22 protein-coding genes are annotated in these 25,593 nt (G+C 31.4%); 17 read left to right on the top strand and 5 right to left on the bottom strand.

What is annotated here, in order from left to right:
* The first annotated feature begins 48 nt into the window (after positions 1 to 48).
* The 8 genes from EV195_RS01140 to EV195_RS01175 all read left to right on the top strand — a co-directional run bounded on the left by EV195_RS01140 (position 49) and on the right by EV195_RS01175 (position 10,137).
* Positions 49 to 966 carry a tryptophan 2,3-dioxygenase family protein gene (locus tag EV195_RS01140; RefSeq protein ID WP_132791739.1) on the top strand — a complete coding sequence of 306 codons (918 nt, stop codon included), beginning with the start codon at positions 49 to 51 and terminating at the stop codon, positions 964 to 966.
* Positions 967 to 1,032: 66 nt separating this feature from the next.
* Complete coding sequence (locus tag EV195_RS01145) at positions 1,033 to 1,809, top strand: DUF3108 domain-containing protein (protein ID WP_132791742.1); 777 nt, start codon at positions 1,033 to 1,035, stop codon at positions 1,807 to 1,809.
* Positions 1,810 to 1,892: 83 nt separating this feature from the next.
* Complete coding sequence (locus EV195_RS01150) at positions 1,893 to 3,218, top strand: peptidoglycan DD-metalloendopeptidase family protein (RefSeq protein WP_243693042.1); 1,326 nt, start codon at positions 1,893 to 1,895, stop codon at positions 3,216 to 3,218.
* 4 nt (positions 3,219 to 3,222) lie between these two features.
* On the top strand, positions 3,223 to 4,788 hold the full coding sequence (pgi, locus tag EV195_RS01155) for a glucose-6-phosphate isomerase (protein WP_132791745.1): 1,566 nt from the start codon (positions 3,223 to 3,225) through the stop codon (positions 4,786 to 4,788).
* 222 nt (positions 4,789 to 5,010) lie between these two features.
* Positions 5,011 to 7,779 (top strand): TonB-dependent receptor, encoded by a 2,769-nt coding sequence (locus EV195_RS01160; protein WP_132791747.1) that lies wholly within the window; start codon positions 5,011 to 5,013, stop codon positions 7,777 to 7,779.
* A gap of 120 nt (positions 7,780 to 7,899) precedes the next feature.
* A complete protein-coding gene (locus EV195_RS01165) occupies positions 7,900 to 8,310 on the top strand; it encodes a hypothetical protein (RefSeq protein ID WP_132793274.1) in 411 nt (136 codons plus the stop codon).
* A gap of 51 nt (positions 8,311 to 8,361) precedes the next feature.
* On the top strand, positions 8,362 to 9,093 hold the full coding sequence (locus EV195_RS01170; RefSeq protein ID WP_132791750.1) for a lysophospholipid acyltransferase family protein: 732 nt from the start codon (positions 8,362 to 8,364) through the stop codon (positions 9,091 to 9,093).
* Positions 9,094 to 9,156: 63 nt separating this feature from the next.
* Complete coding sequence (locus EV195_RS01175) at positions 9,157 to 10,137, top strand: acyl-ACP desaturase (RefSeq protein ID WP_132791753.1); 981 nt, start codon at positions 9,157 to 9,159, stop codon at positions 10,135 to 10,137.
* A gap of 272 nt (positions 10,138 to 10,409) precedes the next feature.
* On the opposite strand, the gene EV195_RS01180 is transcribed toward EV195_RS01175, so the two are convergent.
* Positions 10,410 to 11,189: an amidohydrolase gene (locus tag EV195_RS01180; protein WP_132791756.1), complete on the bottom strand. Its 780-nt coding sequence runs from the start codon at positions 11,187 to 11,189 to the stop codon at positions 10,410 to 10,412.
* A 49-nt stretch (positions 11,190 to 11,238) separates the two neighbouring features.
* On the opposite strand from EV195_RS01180, the gene EV195_RS01185 reads away from it, so the two are divergent.
* Positions 11,239 to 13,992 carry a PD-(D/E)XK nuclease family protein gene (locus tag EV195_RS01185; protein ID WP_132791758.1) on the top strand — a complete coding sequence of 918 codons (2,754 nt, stop codon included), beginning with the start codon at positions 11,239 to 11,241 and terminating at the stop codon, positions 13,990 to 13,992.
* Here EV195_RS01185 and EV195_RS01190 read toward each other — a convergent pair whose 3' ends face one another.
* Positions 13,993 to 14,523 carry a GNAT family N-acetyltransferase gene (locus EV195_RS01190; RefSeq protein ID WP_132791761.1) on the bottom strand — a complete coding sequence of 177 codons (531 nt, stop codon included), beginning with the start codon at positions 14,521 to 14,523 and terminating at the stop codon, positions 13,993 to 13,995.
* A 148-nt stretch (positions 14,524 to 14,671) separates the two neighbouring features.
* Here EV195_RS01190 and EV195_RS01195 point away from each other — a divergent pair, with 148 nt between their 5' ends.
* The 3 genes from EV195_RS01195 (at position 14,672) to EV195_RS01205 (ending at position 17,359) form a co-directional block, all read left to right on the top strand.
* Entirely contained in the window at positions 14,672 to 15,859 is a 1,188-nt protein-coding gene (locus tag EV195_RS01195; protein ID WP_132791763.1) for a phosphoglycerate kinase, read from the top strand.
* Positions 15,860 to 15,923: 64 nt separating this feature from the next.
* Positions 15,924 to 16,964 (top strand): NADP(H)-dependent aldo-keto reductase, encoded by a 1,041-nt coding sequence (locus EV195_RS01200; RefSeq protein WP_132791765.1) that lies wholly within the window; start codon positions 15,924 to 15,926, stop codon positions 16,962 to 16,964.
* Positions 16,965 to 16,978: 14 nt separating this feature from the next.
* A complete protein-coding gene (locus tag EV195_RS01205; protein WP_132791768.1) occupies positions 16,979 to 17,359 on the top strand; it encodes a hypothetical protein in 381 nt (126 codons plus the stop codon).
* Positions 17,360 to 17,396: 37 nt separating this feature from the next.
* Here the strand turns inward: EV195_RS01205 and EV195_RS01210 are convergent, their stop codons facing one another.
* Positions 17,397 to 18,827, bottom strand: a complete 1,431-nt coding sequence (locus EV195_RS01210) for a S41 family peptidase (protein WP_132791770.1) — start codon at positions 18,825 to 18,827, stop codon at positions 17,397 to 17,399.
* A 317-nt stretch (positions 18,828 to 19,144) separates the two neighbouring features.
* Positions 19,145 to 20,113 (bottom strand): tryptophan--tRNA ligase, encoded by a 969-nt coding sequence (gene trpS / locus EV195_RS01215; RefSeq protein ID WP_132791773.1) that lies wholly within the window; start codon positions 20,111 to 20,113, stop codon positions 19,145 to 19,147.
* Between the two features lie 121 nt (positions 20,114 to 20,234).
* Here trpS and EV195_RS01220 point away from each other — a divergent pair, with 121 nt between their 5' ends.
* The 3 genes from EV195_RS01220 to EV195_RS01230 are packed head-to-tail and all read left to right on the top strand — an operon-like array spanning position 20,235 to position 22,003.
* Complete coding sequence (locus EV195_RS01220) at positions 20,235 to 21,023, top strand: lysophospholipid acyltransferase family protein (RefSeq protein WP_132791776.1); 789 nt, start codon at positions 20,235 to 20,237, stop codon at positions 21,021 to 21,023.
* Entirely contained in the window at positions 21,007 to 21,642 is a 636-nt protein-coding gene (gene trhA / locus EV195_RS01225) for a PAQR family membrane homeostasis protein TrhA (RefSeq protein ID WP_207899759.1), read from the top strand. The genes EV195_RS01220 and trhA overlap by 17 nt, the downstream gene beginning before the upstream one ends.
* A gap of 4 nt (positions 21,643 to 21,646) precedes the next feature.
* A complete protein-coding gene (locus EV195_RS01230; RefSeq protein ID WP_165915665.1) occupies positions 21,647 to 22,003 on the top strand; it encodes an SMI1/KNR4 family protein in 357 nt (118 codons plus the stop codon).
* A gap of 3 nt (positions 22,004 to 22,006) precedes the next feature.
* Here the strand turns inward: EV195_RS01230 and EV195_RS01235 are convergent, their stop codons facing one another.
* A complete protein-coding gene (locus EV195_RS01235; protein ID WP_132791785.1) occupies positions 22,007 to 22,477 on the bottom strand; it encodes a CYTH domain-containing protein in 471 nt (156 codons plus the stop codon).
* Between the two features lie 69 nt (positions 22,478 to 22,546).
* Here EV195_RS01235 and porZ point away from each other — a divergent pair, with 69 nt between their 5' ends.
* Both porZ and recO read left to right on the top strand, forming a co-directional pair.
* Complete coding sequence (gene porZ / locus EV195_RS01240; protein ID WP_132791788.1) at positions 22,547 to 24,868, top strand: type IX secretion system anionic LPS delivery protein PorZ; 2,322 nt, start codon at positions 22,547 to 22,549, stop codon at positions 24,866 to 24,868.
* Positions 24,868 to 25,590: a DNA repair protein RecO gene (recO, locus tag EV195_RS01245; protein ID WP_132791791.1), complete on the top strand. Its 723-nt coding sequence runs from the start codon at positions 24,868 to 24,870 to the stop codon at positions 25,588 to 25,590. The genes porZ and recO overlap by 1 nt, the downstream gene beginning before the upstream one ends.
* The last annotated feature ends 3 nt before the right edge of the window (positions 25,591 to 25,593 follow it).

The raw sequence follows: 25,593 nt of genomic DNA on the forward strand, positions 1-25,593 counted from the left end.
CAAGGAAGAAACAACTTTCTTGGTTCTTTTTATATGAACTAACATAAGATGAGCAGAGAAGAATTATTAAAGGCAATAGAGGAAAAGTATGAGAAATTAGGCGTTCCTGTAGAGGCCATGTTAGAAGGTTTGCTATGGAGTAAACCAATTACGTATTGGGATTACATACAAACGGATGCTTTATTGGGATTGCAAATTCCAAGAACTACGCAACCAGATGAAATGGTTTTTATCATGTATCATCAGGTAAATGAATTATTGTTCAAAATGATTCTTTGGGAAATAGATCAAGTGGCAAAAAGTGTTGAAATTTCAGCAGAGAAGTTTTCAAAACATCTTATGAGAATTAGTCGCTATTTTGATGTATTATGCAGTTCATTTAATGTTATGGCTGAAGGAATGGATGTTGAACAATATCTAAAGTTTCGTAATACCTTAACACCAGCTAGTGGTTTCCAAAGTGCTCAATATCGTAAAATTGAATTTGCTTCCACTGAATTAATCAATCTTATTGATGCTCGATTTAGAGATACGATTGATAGAAACTCTTCTTTTAAAAATGCCTACGATCATTTGTATTGGCAAGCAGCTGGAAAAAATTATAATACCGGACAAAAAACAACACTTCTAAATCTGTTTGAAAAAAAATATATGGGAGAGTTTATTGAGTTTATGGAAGACTATAATGATATTAATCTCTCAAAGAAATTTAAACAATTACCTCAAGAGATTCAAGAAGAAGAAGATTTAATTAAAGCAATGCGCCACTACGATTACACTGTCAATGTAAAATGGGTGATGGCTCATTATAACGCCGCAGGAAAATATCTAGGAGGAAGTAACAAAGACCTAGAAGCAACAGGAGGAAGTAGCTGGCGTAAATATCTTCACCCTAAATATCAAAAAAGAGTATTTTTTCCTTATTTATGGAGTAAAGAAGAATTGGAAAATTGGGGAACTTTTTAGATTATCAAATTGCTAATTCAATTTTTGGAATAATAATTGTCATACTTTTTTCATAAGTTTGAAATTATGAAGAAAATATTAGTCTTTTTACTCTTGGTTACTATATCATTATCGAGTTCTTCTCAGGAAGCTATTCCTGCATTTCAAGATGGAGAATGGTTGCGTTATAGAATGAGTTATAGTGGTTTTTTAAAGGCAGGTGAAGCTACGCTTGAACTTAAAGAAGAAAATTATAAAGGTAAAAAGGTACTACATGCTATAGGAAAAGGTAAAACTTCTAGTGTTGTAGGTTGGTTTTTTAAAGTTAGAGACAGGTATGAAAGTTACTTTGATCCAAAAGAAGTTAAACCTTATTACTTTGTAAGAGATATTGATGAGGGAGGGTATAAGAAGAAAAAAAACATCACTTTTGATCATGAGAAAAATACTGCTCATGTAAAAGATATACTGAAGAAAAGAGATACTACAATCTCAGTAACTGGTCCTCAGGATATGATTTCTACTTTTTATTTTTTAAGAAGTTACAACACTAAAAATCTTAAAAAAGGGGATGAAATTCACGTAAATATGTTCTTCGATGAAAAACAATATCCTTTTAAATTATTATTTCTAGGGTATGAAACATTATCAACACAATTTGGTAAAGTAAGAACACAAATGTTTAGACCATTAGTTCAAGCAGGTAGAGTTTTTAAAGCAAAAGAAAGTGTAACTGTTTGGATTACAGCAGATGATAATAAAGTTCCTATTAAGATGAGAGCTTCGTTATCTGTAGGTTCTTTAAGGGCTGAATTAGATGCGTTTAAAGGATTGGCGAATCCTTTCGAAATCGTTGTAGAATAAAAAACGTTACAGATTGTTAAAGTCTTAACATAATTTGCTTTAATTTGTACTTTTGTGGTTAGTTCAAATTAAAACGCAAATAATTGAAAACTACTCTATATTCTGCCATATTACTTACATGCTTATTATTTTTTTATTCTTGTAAAGAGGATAAGGTAGAAGAAACACCTAAAAAAGAAATTGTTGAAGAAGTTAAACCAAAACCAATAATTAAATATGGTTTTAATTTTGATAACTATAAGGTAATTAATGATACTATAAAGAGTGGTGAGAGTTTTGGGATTATTCTAGATAGACATCATGTATTTTACCCAAAAATCAATGAAATTAGTACAACTATCAAAGATACTTTTGATGTCCGTAAAGTAAGAGCAGGTAAGCCATATACAATTCTTGCATCTAAAGATACTTTGGAAAAAGCCCAGGTTTTTATATACAAGCATAATAGAATAGAATCTACTATTATTAATTTCCAAGACTCGTTAATTTCTGCTTATAAATACAGAAAACCAGTTACTACTATAGAAAGAGCAATTTCAGGAAGAATAGTAGATAATTTTTCAAATGCAATTGACACTCTTGGTTATGGACCTACACTTGCTTATGAAGTAGCAGATATTTATTCTTGGACAGTTGATTTTTATAGATTACAAAAAGACGATACGTTTAAATTAATATTTGAACAAAAATTTATTGAAGACTCAATTCCAGTTGGGTATGGTAGGATAAAAGCTGCGGTTTTTAATCACAAAGGAAAAGATTTATACGCTTATAGGTATATCGCTGACTCTATCAAAGGAATTCCTGAATATTATGATGATGAGGCGGGGCTACTTAGAAGACAATTTTTAAAGTCACCTATTAAGTTTCAATACCGTATATCTTCAAGATATAATTTAAAAAGACGAATTAAATTATATGGTAATCGTGTTCGTGCTCACAAAGGAACCGATTTTGCAGCTCCTTATGGAACTCCAATTATGGCTACAGCAAGTGGTACTGTAACTGAATCTTCAAGAAGAGGAGGAAATGGAAATTATGTAAAAGTTAGACATAATGGAACATATTCTACCCAGTATTTACACATGAAGAGAAGAAAAGTTCGTGTTGGAGAGTTTGTTCAACAAGGAGATGTTATTGGTTGGGTTGGAATGACTGGTAATACTAGCGGACCTCATGTTTGTTATCGTTTTTGGAAAAATGGTAGACAAGTAGATCCTTTCAGAGAGAAACTTCCTACAGCAAAACCAATGGTTGATAGTCTTCGACCAAAATATTTTGAATTTATAGCTCCACTTAAAAGACAGTTAGATAGTATTCCTTTTTCAGAAGTGAAACCATTAATCGAAGAATTTCAAGAGGAAGAAGAACTAAAAGAAGAAATTGAAGAAACTATTGTGAAACCGTAAAACTATGGCTCTAAAAAACATCAACCCAACTAAAACTGAAGCTTGGGAAAAACTTGCTAATCATTTCGAAGAAACTAAAACTTTAACATTAGCAGAACTTTTTACTAACAGTTCTAGAAAGAGTGATTTCACGATTACTCAAAATGATTTAGAATTAGATTATTCTAAGAATAGAATTACTTCTGAAACAATGGAGTTATTAGTTGAATTAGCAAACCAAGTAGCATTAAAAGATGCTATTGAAAGCTATTTTTCAGGAGAAAAAATTAATGCGACTGAAGGTAGAGCAGTTTTGCATACAGCTTTAAGAAGTAATTCGGAAGATGAAATTTTAGTTGACGGGAAAGATATAAAGCCTAAGATTCAAACAACACTAAGAAAAATAAGAGCATTTAGCAATAAAGTAATCTCAGGAAAGTGGAAAGGCTATACAGGAAAGGCTATTACTGATGTTGTTAATATTGGTATTGGAGGATCTGATTTAGGTCCAGATATGGTTGTTGAAGCTTTACGATTTTATAGAAATAAACTAAATGTACACTTTGTCTCTAATGTTGATGGAGATCACGTTTCGGAAGTGATAAAGCATTTAAATCCTGAAACAACTTTGTTTGTTATTGTTTCAAAAACATTTACAACACAAGAAACAATAAGTAATGCCAATACAATTAAGGATTGGTTTTTACGATCAGCTTCCATTTTTGATGTAGCAAAACATTTTGTGGCGGTATCTACAAATCTAAACGCTGTATATAATTTTGGTATCGATAAAAACAATGTGTTCCCAATGTGGGATTGGGTAGGTGGACGATTTTCTCTTTGGTCTGCAGTTGGTTTATCTATTAGTCTAGCGGTAGGATTTGATCACTTTAAAGAGTTGTTGAACGGAGCTGAAGAAATGGATGTACATTTTAGAGATACCGATTTTAATGAAAATATTCCTGTAGTATTAGCATTACTAAGTGTATGGTATAATAATTTTCACAAAGCCGAAACAGAAGCGATTTTACCATATTCTCAATATTTATCAAAGTTACCTGATTACTTACAGCAAGCAGTTATGGAAAGTAATGGTAAAGGAGTAGATAGAAATGGAGAAGAAGTAGCTTATCAAACAGGAACAATTGTTTGGGGAAGTACAGGAACAAATATGCAACACGCTTTTATGCAATTGGTACACCAAGGAACTAAATTAATTCCTGCTGATTTTATTGGTTACAAAAAATCGTTGCATGGATTAACAAGTCATCATGAAAAACTAATGGCAAATTATAATGCGCAAATGGAAGCTTTAGCTTTTGGAAAAACAGCAGAGGAAGTGCATTTAGAATTAAAAACAGCTGGTGATTTCGATAAAATAAATCAATTGTTGCCCTATAAAGTTTTTAAAGGAAATAGACCAAGTAATGCAATTTTATTTGATAAATTAACGCCTAGCTCATTAGGAAAATTAATAGCTATGTATGAGAATAAAATTTTTGTACAAGGAATTATATGGAACATTTATTCTTATGACCAATTTGGAGTAGAATTAGGGAAAGAACTAGCAAAAAAAATACTTGCTTCTTAAAGAATTCTTAAAAAAATACTAAAGGGTTTTTACCTATAAATAAAGAATCACCATTGTTAGATGGTGATTTTTTGTTGAAAAATAACTATCTTCCTTAAAATTTTGTCATTTGTTCAAGAATTACTAAACGTTAAAAAACAATTAAACTTAACATTTAGTTAACGTTTTTGATTCTTAAATGACGGAATTTTGCTTGGTTTTTAATAACAATATAAAAGGACAATGAAACAAATTAAAAATTTATTACTTGTAGCGTTATTTTTTGTATCTGCTACAGTTTTAGCCCAAACCCAAATTTCGGGTACTGTGGTTGATGAAATTGGAGAACCACTTCCAAGTGCATCAGTAGTTGAGAAGGCAACTACAAACGGTACATCGACAAATTTTGATGGACAATTTAAATTAAACGCTAAGAGTACTTCTGGTACGTTAGTTATAACTTTTGTTGGTTATAAAGACAAAGAAGTTAAGTTTAATGGTTCAGGTAACTTAGGAACAATCAAATTACAACCTAGTGACAATGTTTTAGAAGAGGTTGTTATTAAAGGATTAATCGACGTTGCTAAAGATAGAGAAACTCCAGTTGCAAGTTCAACAATTAAAGCAGCTGAAATTCAAGAAAAATTAGGATCTCAAGAATTTCCAGAGATTTTAAACACTACACCATCTGTATATGCAACTAAGTCTGGTGGAGGTTTTGGAGATGCTAGAATTAACATTCGTGGTTTCTCTCAAGAAAACATCGCAGTGTTAATTAACGGTGTTCCTGTTAATGATATGGAAAACGGACGTGTATTCTGGTCTAACTGGGCTGGTTTATCAGATGTTACAACTGCTATGCAAGTACAAAGAGGTTTAGGATCTTCTAAATTAGCTATTTCTTCTGTTGGAGGTACTATTAACATTATTACAAAAACTACTGATAAAAAACAAGGTGGTTCTGTATTAGCTTCTTATGGTAACGATAACTACTTAAAAACATTAGCTACGTATTCTACTGGTAAAAATGAAAACGGTTTTGCTGCTTCTTTCTTATTTAGTAGAACAGCTGGAGACGGATACGTAAACAGTACGGAGTTTGAAGGGTATAACTACTTCGTGGGATTAGGTTGGGAGATTAATGATGCTCACGATTTACAATTCATGTTAACTGGTGCTCCTCAAACTCACAACCAAAGAACTGGTAGCTTCTTTAACAGAGCTGAGTTAGGTGATTACGTAAAATATGGTACTAGATACAACTATAATGGTGGTTTCATCAATGGTGAAGAGTATAACTTAACTAAGAATTTCTACCACAAACCAGTAACTTCTTTAAACTGGAACTGGGATATTAACGAGAACTCTTCTTTATCTACTTCTGCTTATGTTTCTTTTGGACGTGGTGGTGGAACTGGAGATATAGGACGTATTGGAGGTTTCAGATTTGCTAGTGATAGAAGCTTAAGAGATCAAAATGGAGTTTTCCTTTACGATCAATTAATTAGCTCTAACTCAGGTCAAGGAGGAACATTTAATAATGGTGTAACTACAAACAACTCTGTTGATCCAAGTACTGGTTTATACATTGTAAATGATGATGAGTTACGTTCAACTGATATTCCAGCTGGATTACAAAGAAGAAACGGTATCATCCGTAGAGCTTCTGTAAACTCTCACAACTGGTATGGTTTATTATCTAACTTTAATACGAAGTTAAGCGATGAGTTAACGTTAGATTTTGGTATCGATATTCGTTCTTACTTAGGTATTCACTACAGAAGAATAGATGATTTATTAGGTGCTGATGGTTACCGTGATAATGATGATATCAACAATCCTTTAAACGTTTTAACTACTGAGTATTCTTCTGATTTATCTAGCTTATGGAATGTTTTCAAAAGTACTGATGATGAAGAAAAAATCAACTACCACAATGATGGAAAAGTACGTTGGTTCGGAGGTTTTGCTCAATTAGAGTATAAGAATGATGATATTTCTGCATTCGTTCAAGGATCTCTTTCTAATCAAGGTTTCCAAAGAATTGATTATTTTAACTATTTAGATACTGATCCAGCTCAAAAAACTGATTGGCAAAATATCTGGGGAGGAAACATCAAAGGAGGACTTAACTGGAACATTAACGAAGAGCACAATGTGTTTGTTAATGGAGGTTACTATTCTAAGCAACCATTCTTTGATGCAGTATTCTTAAACTTTAGAAATGATGTGAATCCTAACCCAAGAAACGAAAAAGTTATTGGTGTTGAAGCAGGTTATGGTTTTAAAACTGAAAGATTTAGCTTAAACGCTAACTTCTATAGAACTCAATGGAAAGATAGATTTATTTCAATCTCTTCTACATTTGATGTTAATAATACACCAAACGATAGTAGTGATGATGAAGTTGGTTCTACTGATTTACAAGGTGTTGAGCAAGTACACATGGGAGTTGAATTAGATGCTACTTATAAAATTACAGAAGATGTAACTTTATTTAGTATGGTATCTGTTGGTGATTGGGAATATGGAGGAACTGTTAGCGGTACTGCATTCGATAACAACCAAGTTGCTATTGGAACTAACACATTATACTTAGACGGTGTTAAAGTTGGAGATGCTGCTCAAACTACTGGTAGATTAGGAGTTGAAATCAGACCATGGAAAGGATTTAAAGTAGATTATTCTCAACGTTTTGTTGATAGATTATATGCTAGAATCAACACGGAAGATTTTGATAGACCTGATAATGATGGTTCATTAGAATTACCAGGTTATGCATTATCTGATTTAGGTGTTTCATACAAGTGGAACTTAAATGAAGAAAGAAACGAGGCTTTAAGTTTCCGTTTAAATATCAATAACTTATTTGATGAGGAATACATCGCTGAATCTGCTACAAACATTTTTGCGCAGCCAGGTGATGAAACTTACAGAGGAGTTAATACTAGAAACAAAGTATTCTTTGGATTTGGTACTACTTGGAACTTCTCAGTAAGATATAGCTTCTAATAAGTAATTAGAAAAAATATTCTAAACCACCTTTGTCCTGAATTAATTTCAGGATGTAAGGTGGTTTTTTTATGCGTAAAATTCAGTACTTTTACAGTATCTAAAAACTAACAAATCATGATGAAAGTAATCCACTCTTATTGGGCTTATATTGTTTTAGCTGTATTAATTTATGCAGTTTTTAATGCAGTAGTAGGTTTGGTACAGAAAAAAGAATTTACACATAAAGATTTTCGTTTAGGGTTGTTTACCTTAATAGTTACGCATATTCAATTATTAATCGGTTTAGGATGGTATTTCATGTCTCCTTGGTATAAGTCGATGAAAGCTAATGGTATTGACGCAACTAATAGATTGTTGGCAGTTGAACATCCTATCATGATGATCCTTGCTATCGTTTTAATTACGATGGGTTGGTCAAAACATAAAAAACAAGTTAAGAGCGAATCTAAATTTAAGACCTTTGCCTTATTTTACGGATTAGGACTTTTATTTATTTTATCCAGAATACCTTGGTCTAACTGGTTCTAAAAACTTACTAATTTATTCCCGCTTTAAGGCGGGAATCTTATTTTAATGATAATGAAAGTAATTAGCTATCTACTATCAACAATTTTTGCACTTGTATTTTTTATTATACTTTTAATCTTTCATCCTCTACAATGGTTAGGGTTAAAGTTAGGAGGTCAAGATTTGCATCAAAAAGTAGTGAATGTAATGAACTGGTTTTTGGTAAAATCACTCCTTTTTTTAGGGATAAGAGTTAGTGTTGAAAATAAATATGATATTCCTAAAAATCAGACAATCATATTTGTGTCTAATCACCAAAGTATGTTTGATATTCCTCCAATTATTTGGCATTTTAGAAAACACTGCCCTAAGTTTGTGTCTAAAATAGAATTAGGCAAAGGAATTCCTAGTATATCGTTTAATTTAAAACATGGTGGAGCAGCATTAATCGATAGAAAAGATAAAAAACAAGCCATTTCTGAAATGATCAATTTTTCAAAAAGAATTCATGAAAACAATTGGTCTGCTGCAATTTTTCCTGAAGGAACACGAAGTAGGAATGGACAACCAAAAAGTTTTGCTGCTAACGGATTGAAGATGTTAATCAAATACAATCCTGACACATACATTGTTCCATTAAGTATTAATAATTCATGGAAAGTGTTTAAATATGGAAATTTTCCATTAGGAATAGGAAGTCCAATAAAGATTATTACTCACGAACCAATTAAAGCAGATAGTTTATCATTTGATGAATTATTAGATAAAGTTGAGACTACTGTAAAATCTGGTATCGTTATATAACGCACAATAAACAATAAACAAACAACAAACAAATAACTAATTTTTAATCCCTAAAAAAGACATATGTCAATTCATAACATAAGAAAAGAAGTGATGAAAACCTTGGAGAGTAAAATTCATGGTTTTGTAGATGATTTTTTAATACCTATCGAGAAAATTTGGCAACCTTCTGATTTTTTGCCAAATTCTCAAAACGAAAATTTTATTGAAGAAGTTAAAGAAATCCAAGAGATATCTAAGGAATTAAATGATGACTTCTGGACTGTTTTAATTGGTGATACAATTACCGAAGAAGCGCTGCCAACCTATGAATCATGGTTAATGGAGTTGGATGGTGTTGAGCAAGACCCTGAAAATGGTTGGTCTAAATGGGTAAGAGCTTGGACTGCAGAAGAGAATCGTCATGGAGACGTTTTAAACAAGTATTTATACCTATCGGGTAGAGTTAATATGCGAGAAGTAGAAATATCAACACAACACTTAATAGCAGATGGTTTTGATATTGGTACTTCAACAGATCCTTATAAAAACTTTGTATATACAAGTTTTCAAGAATTAGCAACGTATATTTCGCATAATAATGTTGCAAAAATTGCTCGTAAAAAAGGACATAAATTACTGGCTAGAATGTCTAAAATTATTGCTGGTGATGAAATGAGACATCATAAAGCCTATACAGCTTTTGTTAAGGAGATTTTCAAGATTGATCCTAGTGAAATGATGCTAGCTTTTGAAAAGATGATGAAACACAAAATTGTAATGCCTGCAATGCATTTAAGAGAGTCTTTTAATACTAAAGGAAGTTTATTTAATGACTTCTCTACAGTAGCACAACGGGTTGGTGTTTACACAGGTTTTGATTATGTAGATATTTTAAGAAAACTTAACGAAGCATGGGAAATCGATAAGATAACTGGTTTAACGGCAGAAGCTGAAAAAGCTAGAGATTATTTAATGAAACTTCCAGATAGAATGTATCGAATTACTGAGCGTATTGTAATACCTGAAACGCAATTTAATTTTAAGTGGATGATTCCTGCTTAAGAGAATAATTAAATAAAGATATTATTAAAAAAACCTTCTTATTAAGAAGGTTTTTTCAGTGTTTATTGGGAGAAATTCTATAACGCAAAAGCGTCATTTATTCTTATTTACTATGTGTTTAGGACAGTTTTAATTGAAACTTCTAACTTGCTCATTATAAAGTTACTAAATTTTTCAATATGTTTAACATAAATTAAAAAAAATTAAACAAAAAATGCAGAAAGGTAATTTTTTTGTGCTCAGGTGCTTGTATTTAGAAATAAATGTGAGATTTAGTTTATAAAGGTAAAGTTATCCCTATCCTTTAAAAACCCAAGCTTATTTCTAATTTCTTCTTGATAGTCTTTAGTAATTTGGACCGAAATAATTTCTTCATTTTCATTAAGTTCTTTAGAAAGCGGATTTCCTAAGCAGTCACAAATAATAGAATGGCCAACATAGTCATAGTTATTTCCATCTTTTCCAATTCTATTAACACCTATGGTATAACTCATGTTTTCTATAGCTCTGGCTTTTAATAAAGCATCCCAAGCATTAACTCTTTTTTCAGGCCAACTAGCTACATACAGCAATAAGTCATAATTTTCAACATTTCTCGCCCAAACCGGAAAACGCAAATCGTAGCAAATTAAAGGACAAATTTTCCATCCTTTATAATCAATAATTAATTTTTGGGTTCCTGAACTATAGGTTTCATGTTCCTTTGCTAACGTAAACGTATGTTTTTTATCGTAGTATTGAAATTCGCCTGATGGAAACATAAAAATAAGACGATTATAATACTGTTCTTTTTCCTTAATAATAACACTTCCTACAACAGCACTTTCCTTTTCTATTGCAGTTTTTTTCATCCAGTTAACTGTAGGTCCATTCATTTCTTCGGCAAGTTCAACCGCATTCATAGAAAACCCAGTAGTAAACATTTCTGGTAAAACAATAAGATCTACATCATTATTAATTTTAGCCATTTGATTTGAAAAATAGGATAAATTTTCTTGTGGATTTTCCCAAGATAAATCAGCTTGCAGCAAAGAAATAGTTAGTGTGTTCATAAGAATAAGTTCTTACTCAAAAATAACATATTTATTGTACTTTAGACCTATGCAAACATTTATTCAGGAAACAATTCAAGACATTTTAAAAACGACTAAAAGTTTCGAAAATGTAATGTTTATTTTGCCTTCTAACCGTGCTGGAGTTTTTGTAAAGCAAGCATTAAGAGAAGCGCAGGTAACGGGTTTTTTACCTGAAATTGTTAACATAGAAGAATTCACTCAACAAGTATCTGGTATTCGAAAAATAGAAAGTATACAGTTACTTTTTTATTTCTATAAAATTTACAAAGAGTTAGAACCTAATCCCGACTCATTTGATGTGTTTTCCTCTTGGGCATTTACTGTGCTACAAGATTTTAATGAGATAGATCAACACTTGGTGAATACTCGAGAAATTTTCTTGTATATAAGAGATGTTCAACGATTAAAAAGTTGGTCGGTTAAAGGAACTTTTCAAGAAACCGAATTGATGAAAAATCATTTTGCTTTTATGGAAAAGTTAAATGAATATTACAACGCGTTATACACTTTTTTACTTGATAATAAAATTGGTTATCAAGGTTGTATGTATAGAGAAGCAACCAAAAGTATATCACAATTTTTAAAGGAGGATACTCACAAGAAATTCTTTTTTATAGGTTTTAACGCATTAAATAAAGCAGAGGAATTTATAATAAAAGAAATGCTTGAGTTTGGAAATACTCAAATTTATTGGGATATAGATGAGTCTTTTTTATACTCAAATCATCAAGCCGGAAATTTTATAAGAAAGTATAAAACTTCTTGGAAATATTATCAACAAGAAGAGATAAAGATTATTAGCAATAACTTTACTCAGCCTAAAAACATTCAACTCATAGGAGCAGCAAAAAACATAGCTCAAATGAAGTATGTAGGAGAGTTGTTATCTACTAAAAATCAACACAACAATACAGCGCTAGTGTTAGCCGATGAATCCTTACTACCTATATCTTTAAACTCGTTACCAGAAAGTGTATCTTCCATAAATATTACTATGGGATATCCATTAAAAGATATTCCGTTAACAAGCTTGTTTTTATCGATATTTCAGCTTTTTATTTCTCAAGAAAAACTTCAAAAAAAGGAAGCAAAAAAGTTTTACTATAAAGATGTAATTAAAGTACTTAAACAGCCTTTAATACATCGACTGTTAGTAGTAGAAAAGCATTCTATTTCCGATGAAATTATAACTGCAATTCACAATAATAATACTACCTTTTTAAAAAAAGACGATATAGATACTTTTTTGAATAAGACCTCTGAAACAATAAAAAGCATCATAGGAAACTTATTTGTCAATACCGATAATGTACAGCTATTTTTAAGCAGTATTTTATCGTTAATTAATAGTTTAAAAGAATTAGTCACAGGATTAGAAAAAGAGTTTTTATTCCGTTATTTCACAGCCTTTACGCAACTTTATAATTTGCAGTTAGAATTCGGTTATTTTTCTGATTTAAAAACCTTATACCAATTTTTCAAACAATTAATTACTTCTGAAACAATATCATTTCAAGGTGAGCCACTAGCTGGATTACAATTAATGGGAATGTTAGAAACTCGTTTGTTAGATTTTGAAACCATTATACTAACATCCGTAAATGAAGGAGTTTTACCTGGGAATTCTAAACAAACGTCATTTATACCTTTTGATGCTAAAGTGCAATTCGGATTACCAACCTACAGAGAAAAAGATGCTATATTTTCGTATCACTTTTTTAGATTACTACAAAGAGCTAAAAATGTGTATTTAATCTACAATACCGAAAATGATTCTTTTGGTGGAGGAGAAAAGAGTAGATTTATTTCTCAATTAGAGTTGTTAAAAAAGAATATTAAAAGCACTTATATTGCTCCAAAAGTTAGTTCTAATTCGAAATTAGCTAAGCAAGTTGAAAAGAACGACGCTGTAATTGAAAAATTAAAAGAGTTGGCTACAAAAGGTATTTCACCTTCTGCATTAACAAATTATCTATACAATCCAGTTTCATTTTATCAGAAAAAAGTATTAAAAATTAAAGAGTTTGATGAAATTGAAGAGGAAGTTGCGTTTAACACTCTGGGAATTGTAGTTCATGAAACACTTCGAGAATTATATGAACCTTTTTTAGGTAAGTTTATTAGACTTGATGACGTAAAACAAATGAAGCCTAAAGTAGCTTCATACATCAAGAAAAACTTTTCTATACATTTTAAGGATGGAGATATTTCTACAGGTAAAAACCGTTTAATTTTTGAAGTTGCGAGTCGATTTGTGAGTAACTTTTTACATCAGGAAATAACGTTATTAAAAGATGAAACTAATCAACTAAAAATGGTAGCAGTAGAAAAAGATTATGAAGCTTTTATAAATGTAGAAGGAATTGATTTCCCAATAAAAATTCACGGTCAGGTTGATAGAATAGACGAGTTAAATGGAGTTACACGAATTATTGATTATAAAACAGGAAGCGTAAAACCATCTGATTTAAAAGTTCCTTTTTTAGAAGAAATCCGTGATTTTAAATACAGTAAAGCCATACAGGTTTTACTATATGCATTTATGTATTTAGAAAGTGAAAGTATAAATGAGAATACAGAAATGCAAGCGGGAATCATATCTTTTAAAAAGCTACAATCAGGGTTTATGAAACTTAATTTTTCAGATAAATATAGAGGAGAAGATTTTAAGGTTACTTCAGAAAGAGTGTATGAGTTTATTGATGAAATTAAGATACTTATTAAAGAAATTTACAATCCAGCTTTAGATTTTGTTGAACCTAGTGAGCTGCCTTTTTAATTAGATCTCCATAGCAACAACTTTCCAAAGTTGGTTGTTTGAAGAATATTCACAAATGGTTTTAAACCCAATAGCTTTATGAGCATTTATTGAACGGATGTTTTCTGTATCAATTTCTGTAATAATAGCTGAATATTTTCCTGAAAAAGCTTCTTTCATTTTATCATATAAACCTCTAAATATTCCTTTGCCTCGATACTCTTTATCAACACAAACTTGTCCCATTACAATAAAGTTCTGCTCAATCTTCATTTTTTCTATTTCAACAAACATAGGTATCAAAACAGGAATAACATCTTTAAAAGCGGTAGACATCGATAAAGCGTAGCCTACAACAGTTTCATTATCTTTAGCTATAATGTGTGGATGAACTTTATGCATGTTGTAAAGCGTTTCATAATCATGTTCAACCGTTACAAAACCTTCACGTTGTTTTTCATCATCCGTCAGTTTTATAGGTAAGTTCTTTTGTTGTAATTCTAAAATCTGAAGTAGTTCTGTTTTAGAAGAAGTTTGAGCATAAACAATCATAAGAAGTATAGATAAGATGAAAAGAATTATTGCAAACGTTTTCGTTATAAAAATAAAGAAATATGCTTTTTTAATCGCGTTTTTTCTAATTTAGAATAATTATTTTTGCTACAAATCAAAAAAAGCAAACTTCTTAAAAACCGAAGCAATGAAAACAATCAACGATTTTAATTTTGAAAATAAAAAAGCATTAATCCGAGTAGATTTTAATGTACCATTAAACAATGAATTTGAAGTAACTGATGATACAAGAATTCAATCTGCTAAGCCAACTATTATTAAGATTTTAGAAGATGGTGGAAGCTGTGTGTTAATGTCGCATTTAGGTCGTCCAAAAGGAGTTGAGGAAAAGTTTTCATTACAACATATTGTTGATAAAGTAAGTGAAGTAATTGGAGTTCAAGTAAAATTTGTAAACGATTGTGTAGGTACAGATGTTGAGCAAGCGGTTGCGGAATTAAAAAGTGGAGAGATTTTACTGCTTGAAAATTTACGTTTCCATAAAGAAGAAGAGTCGGGAGATGTTGCTTTTGCTGAACAACTTTCTAAGTTGGGAGATGTATATGTGAATGATGCTTTTGGTACAGCGCATAGAGCACATGCTTCTACAGCAGTAATTGCTCAGTTTTTTCCAGAAAACAAATGTTTCGGGTCTTTATTAGCGAAAGAAATTGAGAGTATTGATAAAGTATTAAACAATTCTGAAAAGCCTGTAACTGCAGTGTTAGGAGGAGCAAAGGTTTCATCAAAAATTACCATTATTGAAAATATTATTGATAAAGTTGATAATATTATTGTAGGTGGTGGAATGACGTTTACTTTTATCAAAGCAATGGGAGGAAGCATCGGGAACTCACTAGTGGAAGATGATAAATTAGACCTTGCGTTACATATTTTACAATTAGCGAAAGGAAAAGGAGTTCAAATTTATTTGCCTGTTGATGCTGTAATTGCTGATAATTTTTCAAATGATGCAAATACACAAATAGTAAACACCAATGAAATCCCTGATGGATGGATGGGATTAGATGTTGGTCCAAAAACTAATGAGTTATTCGATAGTGTAATAAACAAGTCGAAAACAATTTTATGGAACGGACCTTTAGGTGTTTTTGAAATGGAAAGTTTTGCAAAAGGAACTATTGAATTAGGAAATGCAATTGATGCAGCAACTCAAAACGGAGCATTCTCTTTAGTAGGAGGAGGAGATTCAGTTGCAGCAGTTAAGCAATTCGGATTTGCAGATAAAGTAAGTTATGTATCTACTGGAGGAGGAGCTATGTTAGAAAGTTTAGAAGGAAAAACGTTACCAGGAATTGATGCTATTTTGAATTAATTAGCAAATTAGAAAGTATGTCAATTGGCTAATTTTCTAATTACTAAATTATCGAATTAATAAAATGAAATACACAACATTACCAAATACCGATGTAAAAGTTTCTAAAATATGTTTAGGAACCATGACATGGGGAAATCAAAATACAGAAGCAGAAGGTTTTGAACAAATGGATTATGCCTTAGAGCAAGGTGTAAACTTTTTTGATACAGCAGAATTATATGCTGTTCCTGCAACACCAGAAACGTACGGAGCCACTGAAAAAATTATTGGAAACTGGTTTAAGAAAACCGGAAATAGAGATAAGGTAGTTTTAGCTTCTAAAATTGCCGGAGGAGGAGATTATACCGCACACATTAGATCAGGAGGATTAACGGGTCAAAATATTATTGAAGCTGTTGAAGGAAGCTTACAGCGTTTACAAACAGATTATATCGATTTATACCAATTACACTGGCCAAATAGAGGTGTAAACTGTTTCGGAGTAAGAGATTATCCGTATAAGACATCAACAAAAGAAGCAGAAAATCATATTGAGATTTTAGAAACACTTCAAGAATTAATTAAACAAGGAAAGATAAAACACGTTGGATTATCTAATGAAACTCCTTGGGGAACAATGAAATATTTACAAGCCGCAGAAAAACATGGTTTACCACGTATGGCAACGATTCAAAATTCATATTCGTTAATTCACCGTGGATATGAGTATGGAATGTCAGAAGTTTCAATGCGTGAAAATATTGGATTATTAGCGTATTCTCCATTAGCACAAGGTGTACTTTCTGGAAAGTATTTAGATGGTGGTCAGCCAAAAGGAGCAAGAGGAACATTATTTCCTCGTTTTATTGCTCGTTATATGGGCGATGGATCTCAAGAAGCAGTAAGAGCGTATTTAGCAATTGCAGAGAAACACGGATTGACGTTATCTGAATTATCATTAGCATATATCAATCAATTACCATTTGTAACAAGTAACATTATTGGTGCTACAAAAATGGATCAATTAAAGGAGAATATCGGTTCTATTAATATCGATTTATCTGAAGAGATTTTAGAAGAAATAGAAGCTGTACATGGGGCTATGCCTAATCCGGCTCCGTAGTTTTAATTTGATGAATGACAGGGATTATTCGTAAATATTGGATTTGGGATGAAAAGTTGAATACTTCAAATTTTAAGTTGGGAGATTCAAAAGAGGAGTTAGTTAATAAAGGATTTATTGATAATAATGTTGATAGTTCTGGATATCATAAAGTTTTAGAAGGAATACCTAATTCTGTTGCTTTTTCTGAAGAAGAAAAGCTGAGTACGATAATCTTTAAAGAGAAATTTTTCAACTCTTTTGATAATGAAATACTTGAATTAGAGTTTAATGATTTCTTAATTAAAATAGAAAATTATCTAATCCCTTGCGAAGAAAAATATAAGGGAGATGTATTACATGTAGTTTTCAGAGGTTTTTTCCCTGCGTTTACAATGATCCGTAGAAAGAAATAATAAAAAAACCGAAGCTTTTGACTTCGGTTTTTTTAGTTTATTGCTTCTCCAAAAGTTCAATGGTTTGATCAACCCAACTTTTTGTGTTGTTTAAATGATGATTTGGAGCAATTCCAATCACTTCATATGCACGTTGTTTTTTATATCTACTTGATGTGCAGGTTAAAGTAAAATTATAACATGGAGTGTATACTGTTCCGACTTCTCCATAGCCAACATATCCTCCAGAATTTTCACCAACTAAAATTGTTTTTGAGCTTTGTTGTGCTCTGAACAATAGCGTTTCACATGAGCTTGCGCAATTTTTATTATACAAAATAGCTACTTTTTGTACAGCGTTCGATTTATAGTTTCTACTCATTTTCCCGCCTTTTGAAACAGACATAAAAGAATTTAATCGTGCTTTTTTCATTTTCTTTAATCGTTTTGCAAACCACTTTACACGATCTTCGCTAAAGTTAATAGTATCTTCTTTCGCCTCTTTATACCATCCTTCCCAAATTTTAATATTGTCTTTTGTAACGTATAAATCAACTTTGTCAGTTTTAATTTTATTGGTGTATATAAACTCCAACAAAGGATTTACATTGGCGTCACTTCCACCGCCATTATTACGAACATCAACTATCAAATAAGGTGTTTTTCGAATTGTATTGAAAGAAGCTTTATATAACGAATCTATCTTTGCACTTTTTCTTCCAGAGAAGGTTGGAATTCTTAAATAAGCAATGCTATCATTTATTGTTTTAAAATCAAATTCATAGGAAACATCTGTAGCATGATTGACTTGTTTTTCAAGTGAGGTTTTAAACCAGAAATCACCTAAAACCCCTTCTTTTAAAAAGAATCTGCTGTTATATCGTACAGCATGATTTTTTAGATAAGAAATCGCTTGAAATTCATGTTGAATATCGGTCTTTTTAAGCTCAAATTTTACTTGTCCGGTTTTCCAAAGTTTAGTTTTAGATTCCAGAATAACACCTACATAATCTCTTAGAGCTGTTTTACTAGGAATAACAGCAATTTTGTAGGCTCCTTTAATTTCATAAACACCTCGAATATCATCTAATGGATATTGGTTTTGATCAATTTGATCTGTAGGAATTACTTCTCTTGAAGTAAACGTTTTTGATGCTAAAAATTGTTGTACTTGTTCTTCATTTGAATCATCAATAGTTTCACTTCTCATGTAAATAGAAGAATGATTATCTCTAAAAAACTCAACGAATTGTAGAGTTAATTTATAGCAATCGCTTTTCGTTTCAGCTTTTTCCGCTTCGGCTTTTAAACTAGCTTTTAATGAAGCATATGTATCTTTTGTTTTGGAATTTACATTGTCTTTATATCCAGGAAGATTGTTTTCATAGTAAGTAATTACAAAATCTAAATCTTTGGAACATTTACAAACTTCTTGCGAAAAAGAATAATTGCAAATGAATAGCAGTAAAATGATAGTTATATTCTTCATTGTTAGTTTTTCAATTATTTTTTAAAAAGACAATTACAATTTACGAATGTTACACCTAACAAAAAACCTGAAGAAATGATCTTCAGGTTTTCATATATTGTTTTATTCCTTAAACACATCCAAATGAGATTCCCATTTCACTGAAACAAGTTCAGTACAAGTCTTGGGAATGACAAGGATGGTATTTTTCGTTTTGTTATTTAAGCAAATCGCTGGAGGATTCCAGTCTATGCGGGAATGACAAGTATCTATGATTTTTGTCTTTTCTCTCTAGTCTCTGCTCTTTCCTCTTTAATCTTTGGTCTTTAGTCTTAAAACTAATAACCCACTTTTGCACGAACACGTTGTAAAACCTCTTTAGCTACTTTTCTTGCTTTTTCAGCTCCAATAGTTAAAGCTTCGTCAATCTCATGCTTATTTTCCATATAATGATTATACTTAGCTCTAACATCAGCAAACTTATCGATAATCAACTCATATAAAGCTTGCTTTGCATGACCATAACCATAGTTTCCACCTTCAAAATTAGCTCGCATTTCAGCAATTTGCGCTTCTGAACCTAAGAGCTTGTATAAAGCAAAAACATTGTCAGTATCAGGGTTTTTTGGTTCTTCTAACGGTGTACTATCTGTTTGAATCTTCATGATTTGCTTACGTAATTGTTTGTCTGATAAAAAGATGTTAATTACATTATCACGAGACTTACTCATTTTTTCTCCATCTATCCCAGGCACCAATTGTGTATGCTCTTGAATTTTTGCTTGAGGTGGAACCAAGGTTTCCCCAACAATATTATTTAAACGGTTAGCAACATCTCTAGTCATTTCTAAGTGTTGTAACTGATCTTTTCCTACAGGAACAATTTCTGCATCATACAATAAAATATCAGCAGCCATTAACATTGGATAGGTAAATAACCCAGTATTAACATCCTCTAAACGATCCGCTTTATCTTTAAAACTGTGTGCAAGTGTTAATCGTTGATATGGATAAAAACAATTTAAATACCATGTCAATTCAGTAACTTCAGGAATATCACTTTGACGATAAAAAACAGTTTTATTAACATCAATACCGCAAGCTAACCAAGTAGCAGCAGTACTATAGGTATTTTCACGTAATTGATTTCCGTCTTTAATTTGTGTTAAAGAGTGCATATCTGCGATAAATAAAAACGATTCGTTTTCTGGCTGATTCGCCATTTCAATTGCAGGTAAAATAGCACCTAATAAATTTCCTAAGTGTGGAGTTCCTGTACTTTGTACACCAGTTAAGATCCTAGACATTATATTTTCACTTTATAAGTTGTTTCAAAAAAAATAACTTTCTTGAAACATGTTGATTTTTTGCGAAAACAAAAGTAAGGTTTAAATCTATCAAACAAAAGAAATTACTACATTAGCGTATATGAAGTACATAAAAATTCCTTTCTTATTTCTATGGCGTGCGTGGTTTTATGTAATAATGTTTTTGGGGATTATAGTAATGTCACCACTACTCATTGCACTGTCTTCAACTGAAAAACTATATCCTTATTTTTGGAAAGTTGTACGCTTCTTTTCTTATTTTTTATTGTATTCTATGGGGTGTAGAGTCTCAATTGAAAAAGAGGAGGAAATAGATCGTAATAAGAGCTATGTCTTTTGTGCAAATCACACGTCATTTTTTGATATTTGGTTAATGGCTATCATGAGCAAAAATCCGATTGTGTTTGTAGGAAAAAAGGAATTAGTTAAGATTCCAATTTTTGGTTTTTTTTACAAAAGAGTGGTAATTATGGTAGATAGAGGAAATGCTAATAGCAGAAGAAAAGTTTACGGATTAGCAAAACAACGACTCAAAAACGGAACAAGTGTGGCAATTTACCCAGAAGGTTTGGTACCTGACGAAGAAGTGGTTTTAGCACCTTTTAAAAATGGTGCTTTTAGCTTGGCAATTGAGCATCAAATCCCAGTAGTTCCTCAGGTTTATTTTGACTGTAAACGTTCCTTTTCTTGGAATATTTATAAAGGCGGACCAAAAAAACTAAGAGCTAAGCAATGCAAGTTTATTTCTACAGAAGGCTTATCTTTAACAGATAGAAATGCGTTAAAGAACAAAACATTCGATTTAATTTATAATGAATTGATAAACGATAAAAAGTATATGAAATATACGTTAGCGGCAAAAAAGAATAATAATGAACCAATCCAATAACGATTACAGTCAGAAAGAAGAGTTTTTGAATATTCTTACACACGGTTTTGGTTTTTTTGCTAGTGTTTTTGCGTTTATGTTGCTTTTCCTAAAAGCTATGGTCTACAATTCGTTTTGGGAAAGCGCCAGCTTTATTGTTTTCGGATTAAGTATGTTGATTTTATATGCGGCTTCAACTTTATACCATAGTGCAAAAAACCTAGAGAAAAGAGCAAAATTAAAAGTGTTTGATCATGCTGCAATATTTGTGTTAATTGCAGGGAGTTATACTCCGTTTTGTATAGTGGCTTTACAATCCACCCTAGGATGGAATATGTTTTTATTGGTATGGTTTATCGCTTTAATTGGAATTGTTTTTAAACTATTTTTTACCGGAAAACTAAAGCATGTTTCTACCGTAATGTATGTATTAATGGGTTGGTTAGTTGTGTTTTTTATATCGCCATTAATGAATAGCTTATCTGATTTAGGAGCCAATTATTTAATTGCTGGAGGAGTGTTTTACACTATTGGAGCTATTTTGTATTCCATTAAAAAAATACCATATAACCATGCGATATTTCATGTGTTTGTGTTGCTTGGTAGTTTTAGTCATTTTTGGGCAATTTATAATTTATAATTCTATGATAAGCTTGAAACTATTAAAGAATTATGAAGCTGATAAAAACATTAGTTTTCCGAATATCTATATTGATTTCTTTACTAAATATCGAAAGAAGATACCTCAAAATTTGGTCGGGACAGATATATTCAACGGAACAGAAGATTTAAATTTATGGGCAAAAGAGTTGTTAAATGATGATAATACTGAGAATTTTTTGGAGGAAGATGATTTTGTTTTCATGATGCATCAAGGATATATGTTTTGGTATTTCAAAACTAATGAAGATGAAAATCCTACGGTGTATTCTTATTTTGAAGGTGATTTAAAACCAACAAAAAGAGGTGAATTAAAAAGCTTTTTGGCTAAATACATTTAAAGATTACCATTTACTGTAAGGTTTCTTACTTAAATTAGAATTATAATATTCCTCTTTACCAGTTACTTCTTCTCCTAACCAAATTGGAGAGACGTACTTTTCATTTTCTGAAGAAAGTTCCACTTCCGCGATAACTAAACCTAAGTTGTCTCCAAGAAAATCATCTACTTCGAAAATGTGGTTTCCACTTTTTACGAGATAGCGATATTTTTCAATAATCCCTTTTTCACATAAATTCATTAAATCATTTGCTTCCGCTTTGGTAATTTCTTTTTCCCATTCAAAACGAGAAGTACCAGTAGCATTAGATTTACCTTTTACTGTTATAAACCCTTTTTCATCATTAATTCGCACGCGAACAACGCGTTCTTTGTTAGAATTTAAAAATCCTTGTTTAATATAACTATGTTGGTGGGCTTCTTTCTTAAAACTTTCGTCTTTAACTAAGAATTTACGTTCAATTTCAATGCTCATATAACTCGCTTTCAAATTTGTACGAATGTATCGCTTTTGTCGTTATTATTAAATATCTTTGACCAGATTATGAAGAAAATCATTACTCTTTTACTAGTTGTATTTTCAGTTTTTTCACATTCACAGGTTGATTTTAGTAACCAATGGGAAGACTTTTTTTCGTACAACAACATTAAAGATTTTACTATTTCTGGTGATGTTTTATATGCATTAGCTGATAATGCGGTTTTTACCTATGATATTCAAACGCAGGAAATCGAAAAGTTATCTTCTGTAAACGGATTATCTGGAGAAACAACTTCTGCTATTTTTTACAATGAAACTTATGAGAGATTAGTAATTGGATATGATAATGGGCTCATTGAGGTTGTTGATAGAGACGGAACAGTAACTGTATCACCAGATATTGTTAATTTCAATCAATCGGGATTAAAACAAATCAATGCGATTTATCAGTACAATGATGAGTTGTTACTTGCAACTTCTTTTGCTGTTATTGTGTATAATATTGAACGTTTAGAGTTTGGTGACACGTATTTTATCGGTCCAGCTTCTAGCAGTGTAAATGTTAATGATATTATAGTCTCTAACAATGAAATTTTTGCAGCTACTGATTCTGGAATTTTCGTTGCCAATACCAACGGAGGAAGTTTGTTAGACTCAAATAATTGGGAACAGCGTTTTTCAGGGAGTTTTAAACATATTGTTGAGTTTTCAGGAAATGTATATGCTGCTACAACTAGAGATTTGATTCGATTAAATGGAACTACTCAACAAACTATTTTTAATTATTCTGAGGATATAACCGATGTTAAAAGCGAAGAAAATTCTTTAATAGTTTCTTTAGCCTCTAGAGCAAACATATATAATCAAACATTAGCATTGTCTGGAAGTAATACGTCAAATGCAACATTTGATTTTACATTAAATTCAGCAGGAATTAATTCAGGAATAACGTATTTAGCTACCCAAGAATTCGGAATTTTATTTGCTCCAATAGCCTCTCAAAGTTATACAGAGATTCATCCAAAAGGACCATTATCAAACCAAGTGTTTACAATTGAAGCCAATAATAATGGTTTATGGGTTGTGTATGGAGGATATGACTCAACTTTTACACCTTCTCAAATAAGGCAAGGATATTCACACTTTAACGGAACCGATTGGGTAAATGTTCCTTTTAATCCAAGTGATCCTTTTGGTGATTTAGTTCATGTTACTATTGATAAGAATAGCGATAATAGAGTTTTTATCAGTTCTTTTGGAGATACGGGAGCAGTAAACACAAAACTTACAGGAGGTTTATACGAGTTAATTGATGATCAAATTGTACGGTTTTACAACCATTTAAATAGTCCATTGGAAGATATTGTTCCTACAGATCCAAACAGAGTTACTGTGCGTGTTGCTGGAACAGCTTTGGATAGAGAAGGAAATTTATGGGTTACAAACTTAATTGCTAATAGCAGGTTAAAAAAGTTATCACCTTCTGGTACTTGGACAAGTTTTGATATTAACGAATTGTATTTAGACAATAAACCCGGAATGGGAGAAATAGCAATTGATAATGCAAATACAGTTTGGATTACCACCCGAAGAAACGGTGTTTTTGCTTTTAATGAAAATGGGAATAGAAAAATTGCGTTGACAACAGAAGCCACAAAAGGTAATTTACCAAATGCATTTACAAGAACAGTTGCTATCGATAAAAATAATAGATTATGGATCGGAACATTATCGGGTTTAGTGGTTTTTAGCAATACATCTGGAATTTTTAACGCAACCGTTTACGATGCTGAGCCGATTATTATCTTAGATGAAGGTATTCCAAAAAAGTTATTAGGTGATCAAACTATCAACTCTATAAAAGTAGATGGGGCTAATAATAAGTGGTTTGGAACTGATAATGCAGGAGTACTTTACACCAATCCAAGCGGACAAAACACTTTAGCTAATTTTAATAAAGACAACTCGCCGCTTCCTTCTAATAAAATTGTAAAAATTGCAGTAGATGAATTTTCTGGTAAAGTATATTTTGCTACTGATAAAGGAATTGTAGTTTATAATAGTAATGTTGCACCTTTTGGGAATGAGTTAGGAGAAGTTTATGGATATCCAAATCCAGCTTTAAGTAATCATAACACTATAACAATTGCAGGAAGAAATGGATCTAATATCCCTAAAGGAACCAATGTTAAGATTTTAGACATAGCTGGTAATTTGGTATATGAAACCAATGTAGTTGAAGGACAGCAAGTACAAGGAGGAAAGGTAGTTTGGAATAAACGTAATTTAGCAGGACAAAAAGTTGCTTCTGGAGTATATGTAGTCTTACTAGTTACCGATGATGGATTAGAAACTTCTACAACAAAAATTGCTATTGTAAATTAATGGGTTTAGTTTCAACAAAAGCTATTGTTTTTAGTACTATTAAATATGGTGATACTAGCTTAATTGTAAAATGTTTTACCTTAGAAGAAGGGATTAAAAGCTACTTAATTAAAGGAGTACTAAAATCTAAAAAAGGAAAATTAAAAGCAGCCTATTTTCAGCCATTAACACAGTTACACCTTACAGCAAATCACAATAATAAAGGAAATCTTAACTCGATTAGAGAAGCTCATGTAACGATTCCTTATGAAACTATTCCGTTTGAAATTAAGAAGCAGACCATTGTGTTGTTTCTATCAGAAATTTTATCCAACATAATTCAAGAGGAAGAGAAAAATGAAGGGTTGTATAATTATATTGAAACAGCACTAATTTGGCTAGATTCTCATGATGTAATTTCTAACTTTCACCTACTATTTTTAATGAATTTATCGAGGTATTTAGGGTTTTATCCTGATACTTCCAACATCAATGCAAGTGCTTTTAGTTTAATCGAGGGATCTTTCACAAATAGTAGTTATGAAAAACTAACTCTAACAAATGAAAATTTAACATTGTTTAAAAAGCTGTTAGGCATAAATTTTGATGCAATTAATACTGTTTCTTTCAATAAAAATGAAAGACAAACCCTACTCAGAAGTATTATTCAATATTTTGAATTACATTTGGAGGGTTTTAAAAAACCGAAATCTTTAGACGTTTTAGAAACAGTGTTTAGTTAACTC

The organism is Tenacibaculum skagerrakense, from assembly GCF_004345825.1.
Classification (GTDB): Bacteria; Bacteroidota; Bacteroidia; order Flavobacteriales; family Flavobacteriaceae; genus Polaribacter; species Polaribacter skagerrakensis.

Excerpts from the sequence above, each read along its gene's own strand:
- EV195_RS01140 (WP_132791739.1), top strand. The coding sequence starts at position 49 with ATGAGCAGAGAAGAATTATTAAAGGCAATAGAGGAAAAGTATGAGAAA.
- EV195_RS01145 (WP_132791742.1), top strand. The coding sequence starts at position 1,033 with ATGAAGAAAATATTAGTCTTTTTACTCTTGGTTACTATATCATTATCG.
- pgi (WP_132791745.1), top strand. The coding sequence starts at position 3,223 with ATGGCTCTAAAAAACATCAACCCAACTAAAACTGAAGCTTGGGAAAAA.
- EV195_RS01160 (WP_132791747.1), top strand. The coding sequence starts at position 5,011 with ATGAAACAAATTAAAAATTTATTACTTGTAGCGTTATTTTTTGTATCT.
- EV195_RS01165 (WP_132793274.1), top strand. The coding sequence starts at position 7,900 with ATGAAAGTAATCCACTCTTATTGGGCTTATATTGTTTTAGCTGTATTA.
- EV195_RS01170 (WP_132791750.1), top strand. The coding sequence starts at position 8,362 with ATGAAAGTAATTAGCTATCTACTATCAACAATTTTTGCACTTGTATTT.
- EV195_RS01175 (WP_132791753.1), top strand. The coding sequence starts at position 9,157 with ATGTCAATTCATAACATAAGAAAAGAAGTGATGAAAACCTTGGAGAGT.
- EV195_RS01180 (WP_132791756.1), bottom strand. The coding sequence starts at position 11,189 with ATGAACACACTAACTATTTCTTTGCTGCAAGCTGATTTATCTTGGGAA.
- EV195_RS01185 (WP_132791758.1), top strand. The coding sequence starts at position 11,239 with ATGCAAACATTTATTCAGGAAACAATTCAAGACATTTTAAAAACGACT.
- EV195_RS01190 (WP_132791761.1), bottom strand. The coding sequence starts at position 14,523 with ATGATTGTTTATGCTCAAACTTCTTCTAAAACAGAACTACTTCAGATT.
- EV195_RS01195 (WP_132791763.1), top strand. The coding sequence starts at position 14,672 with ATGAAAACAATCAACGATTTTAATTTTGAAAATAAAAAAGCATTAATC.
- EV195_RS01200 (WP_132791765.1), top strand. The coding sequence starts at position 15,924 with ATGAAATACACAACATTACCAAATACCGATGTAAAAGTTTCTAAAATA.
- EV195_RS01205 (WP_132791768.1), top strand. The coding sequence starts at position 16,979 with ATGACAGGGATTATTCGTAAATATTGGATTTGGGATGAAAAGTTGAAT.
- EV195_RS01210 (WP_132791770.1), bottom strand. The coding sequence starts at position 18,827 with ATGAAGAATATAACTATCATTTTACTGCTATTCATTTGCAATTATTCT.
- trpS (WP_132791773.1), bottom strand. The coding sequence starts at position 20,113 with ATGTCTAGGATCTTAACTGGTGTACAAAGTACAGGAACTCCACACTTA.
- EV195_RS01220 (WP_132791776.1), top strand. The coding sequence starts at position 20,235 with ATGAAGTACATAAAAATTCCTTTCTTATTTCTATGGCGTGCGTGGTTT.
- trhA (WP_207899759.1), top strand. The coding sequence starts at position 21,007 with ATGAACCAATCCAATAACGATTACAGTCAGAAAGAAGAGTTTTTGAAT.
- EV195_RS01230 (WP_165915665.1), top strand. The coding sequence starts at position 21,647 with ATGATAAGCTTGAAACTATTAAAGAATTATGAAGCTGATAAAAACATT.
- EV195_RS01235 (WP_132791785.1), bottom strand. The coding sequence starts at position 22,477 with ATGAGCATTGAAATTGAACGTAAATTCTTAGTTAAAGACGAAAGTTTT.
- porZ (WP_132791788.1), top strand. The coding sequence starts at position 22,547 with ATGAAGAAAATCATTACTCTTTTACTAGTTGTATTTTCAGTTTTTTCA.
- recO (WP_132791791.1), top strand. The coding sequence starts at position 24,868 with ATGGGTTTAGTTTCAACAAAAGCTATTGTTTTTAGTACTATTAAATAT.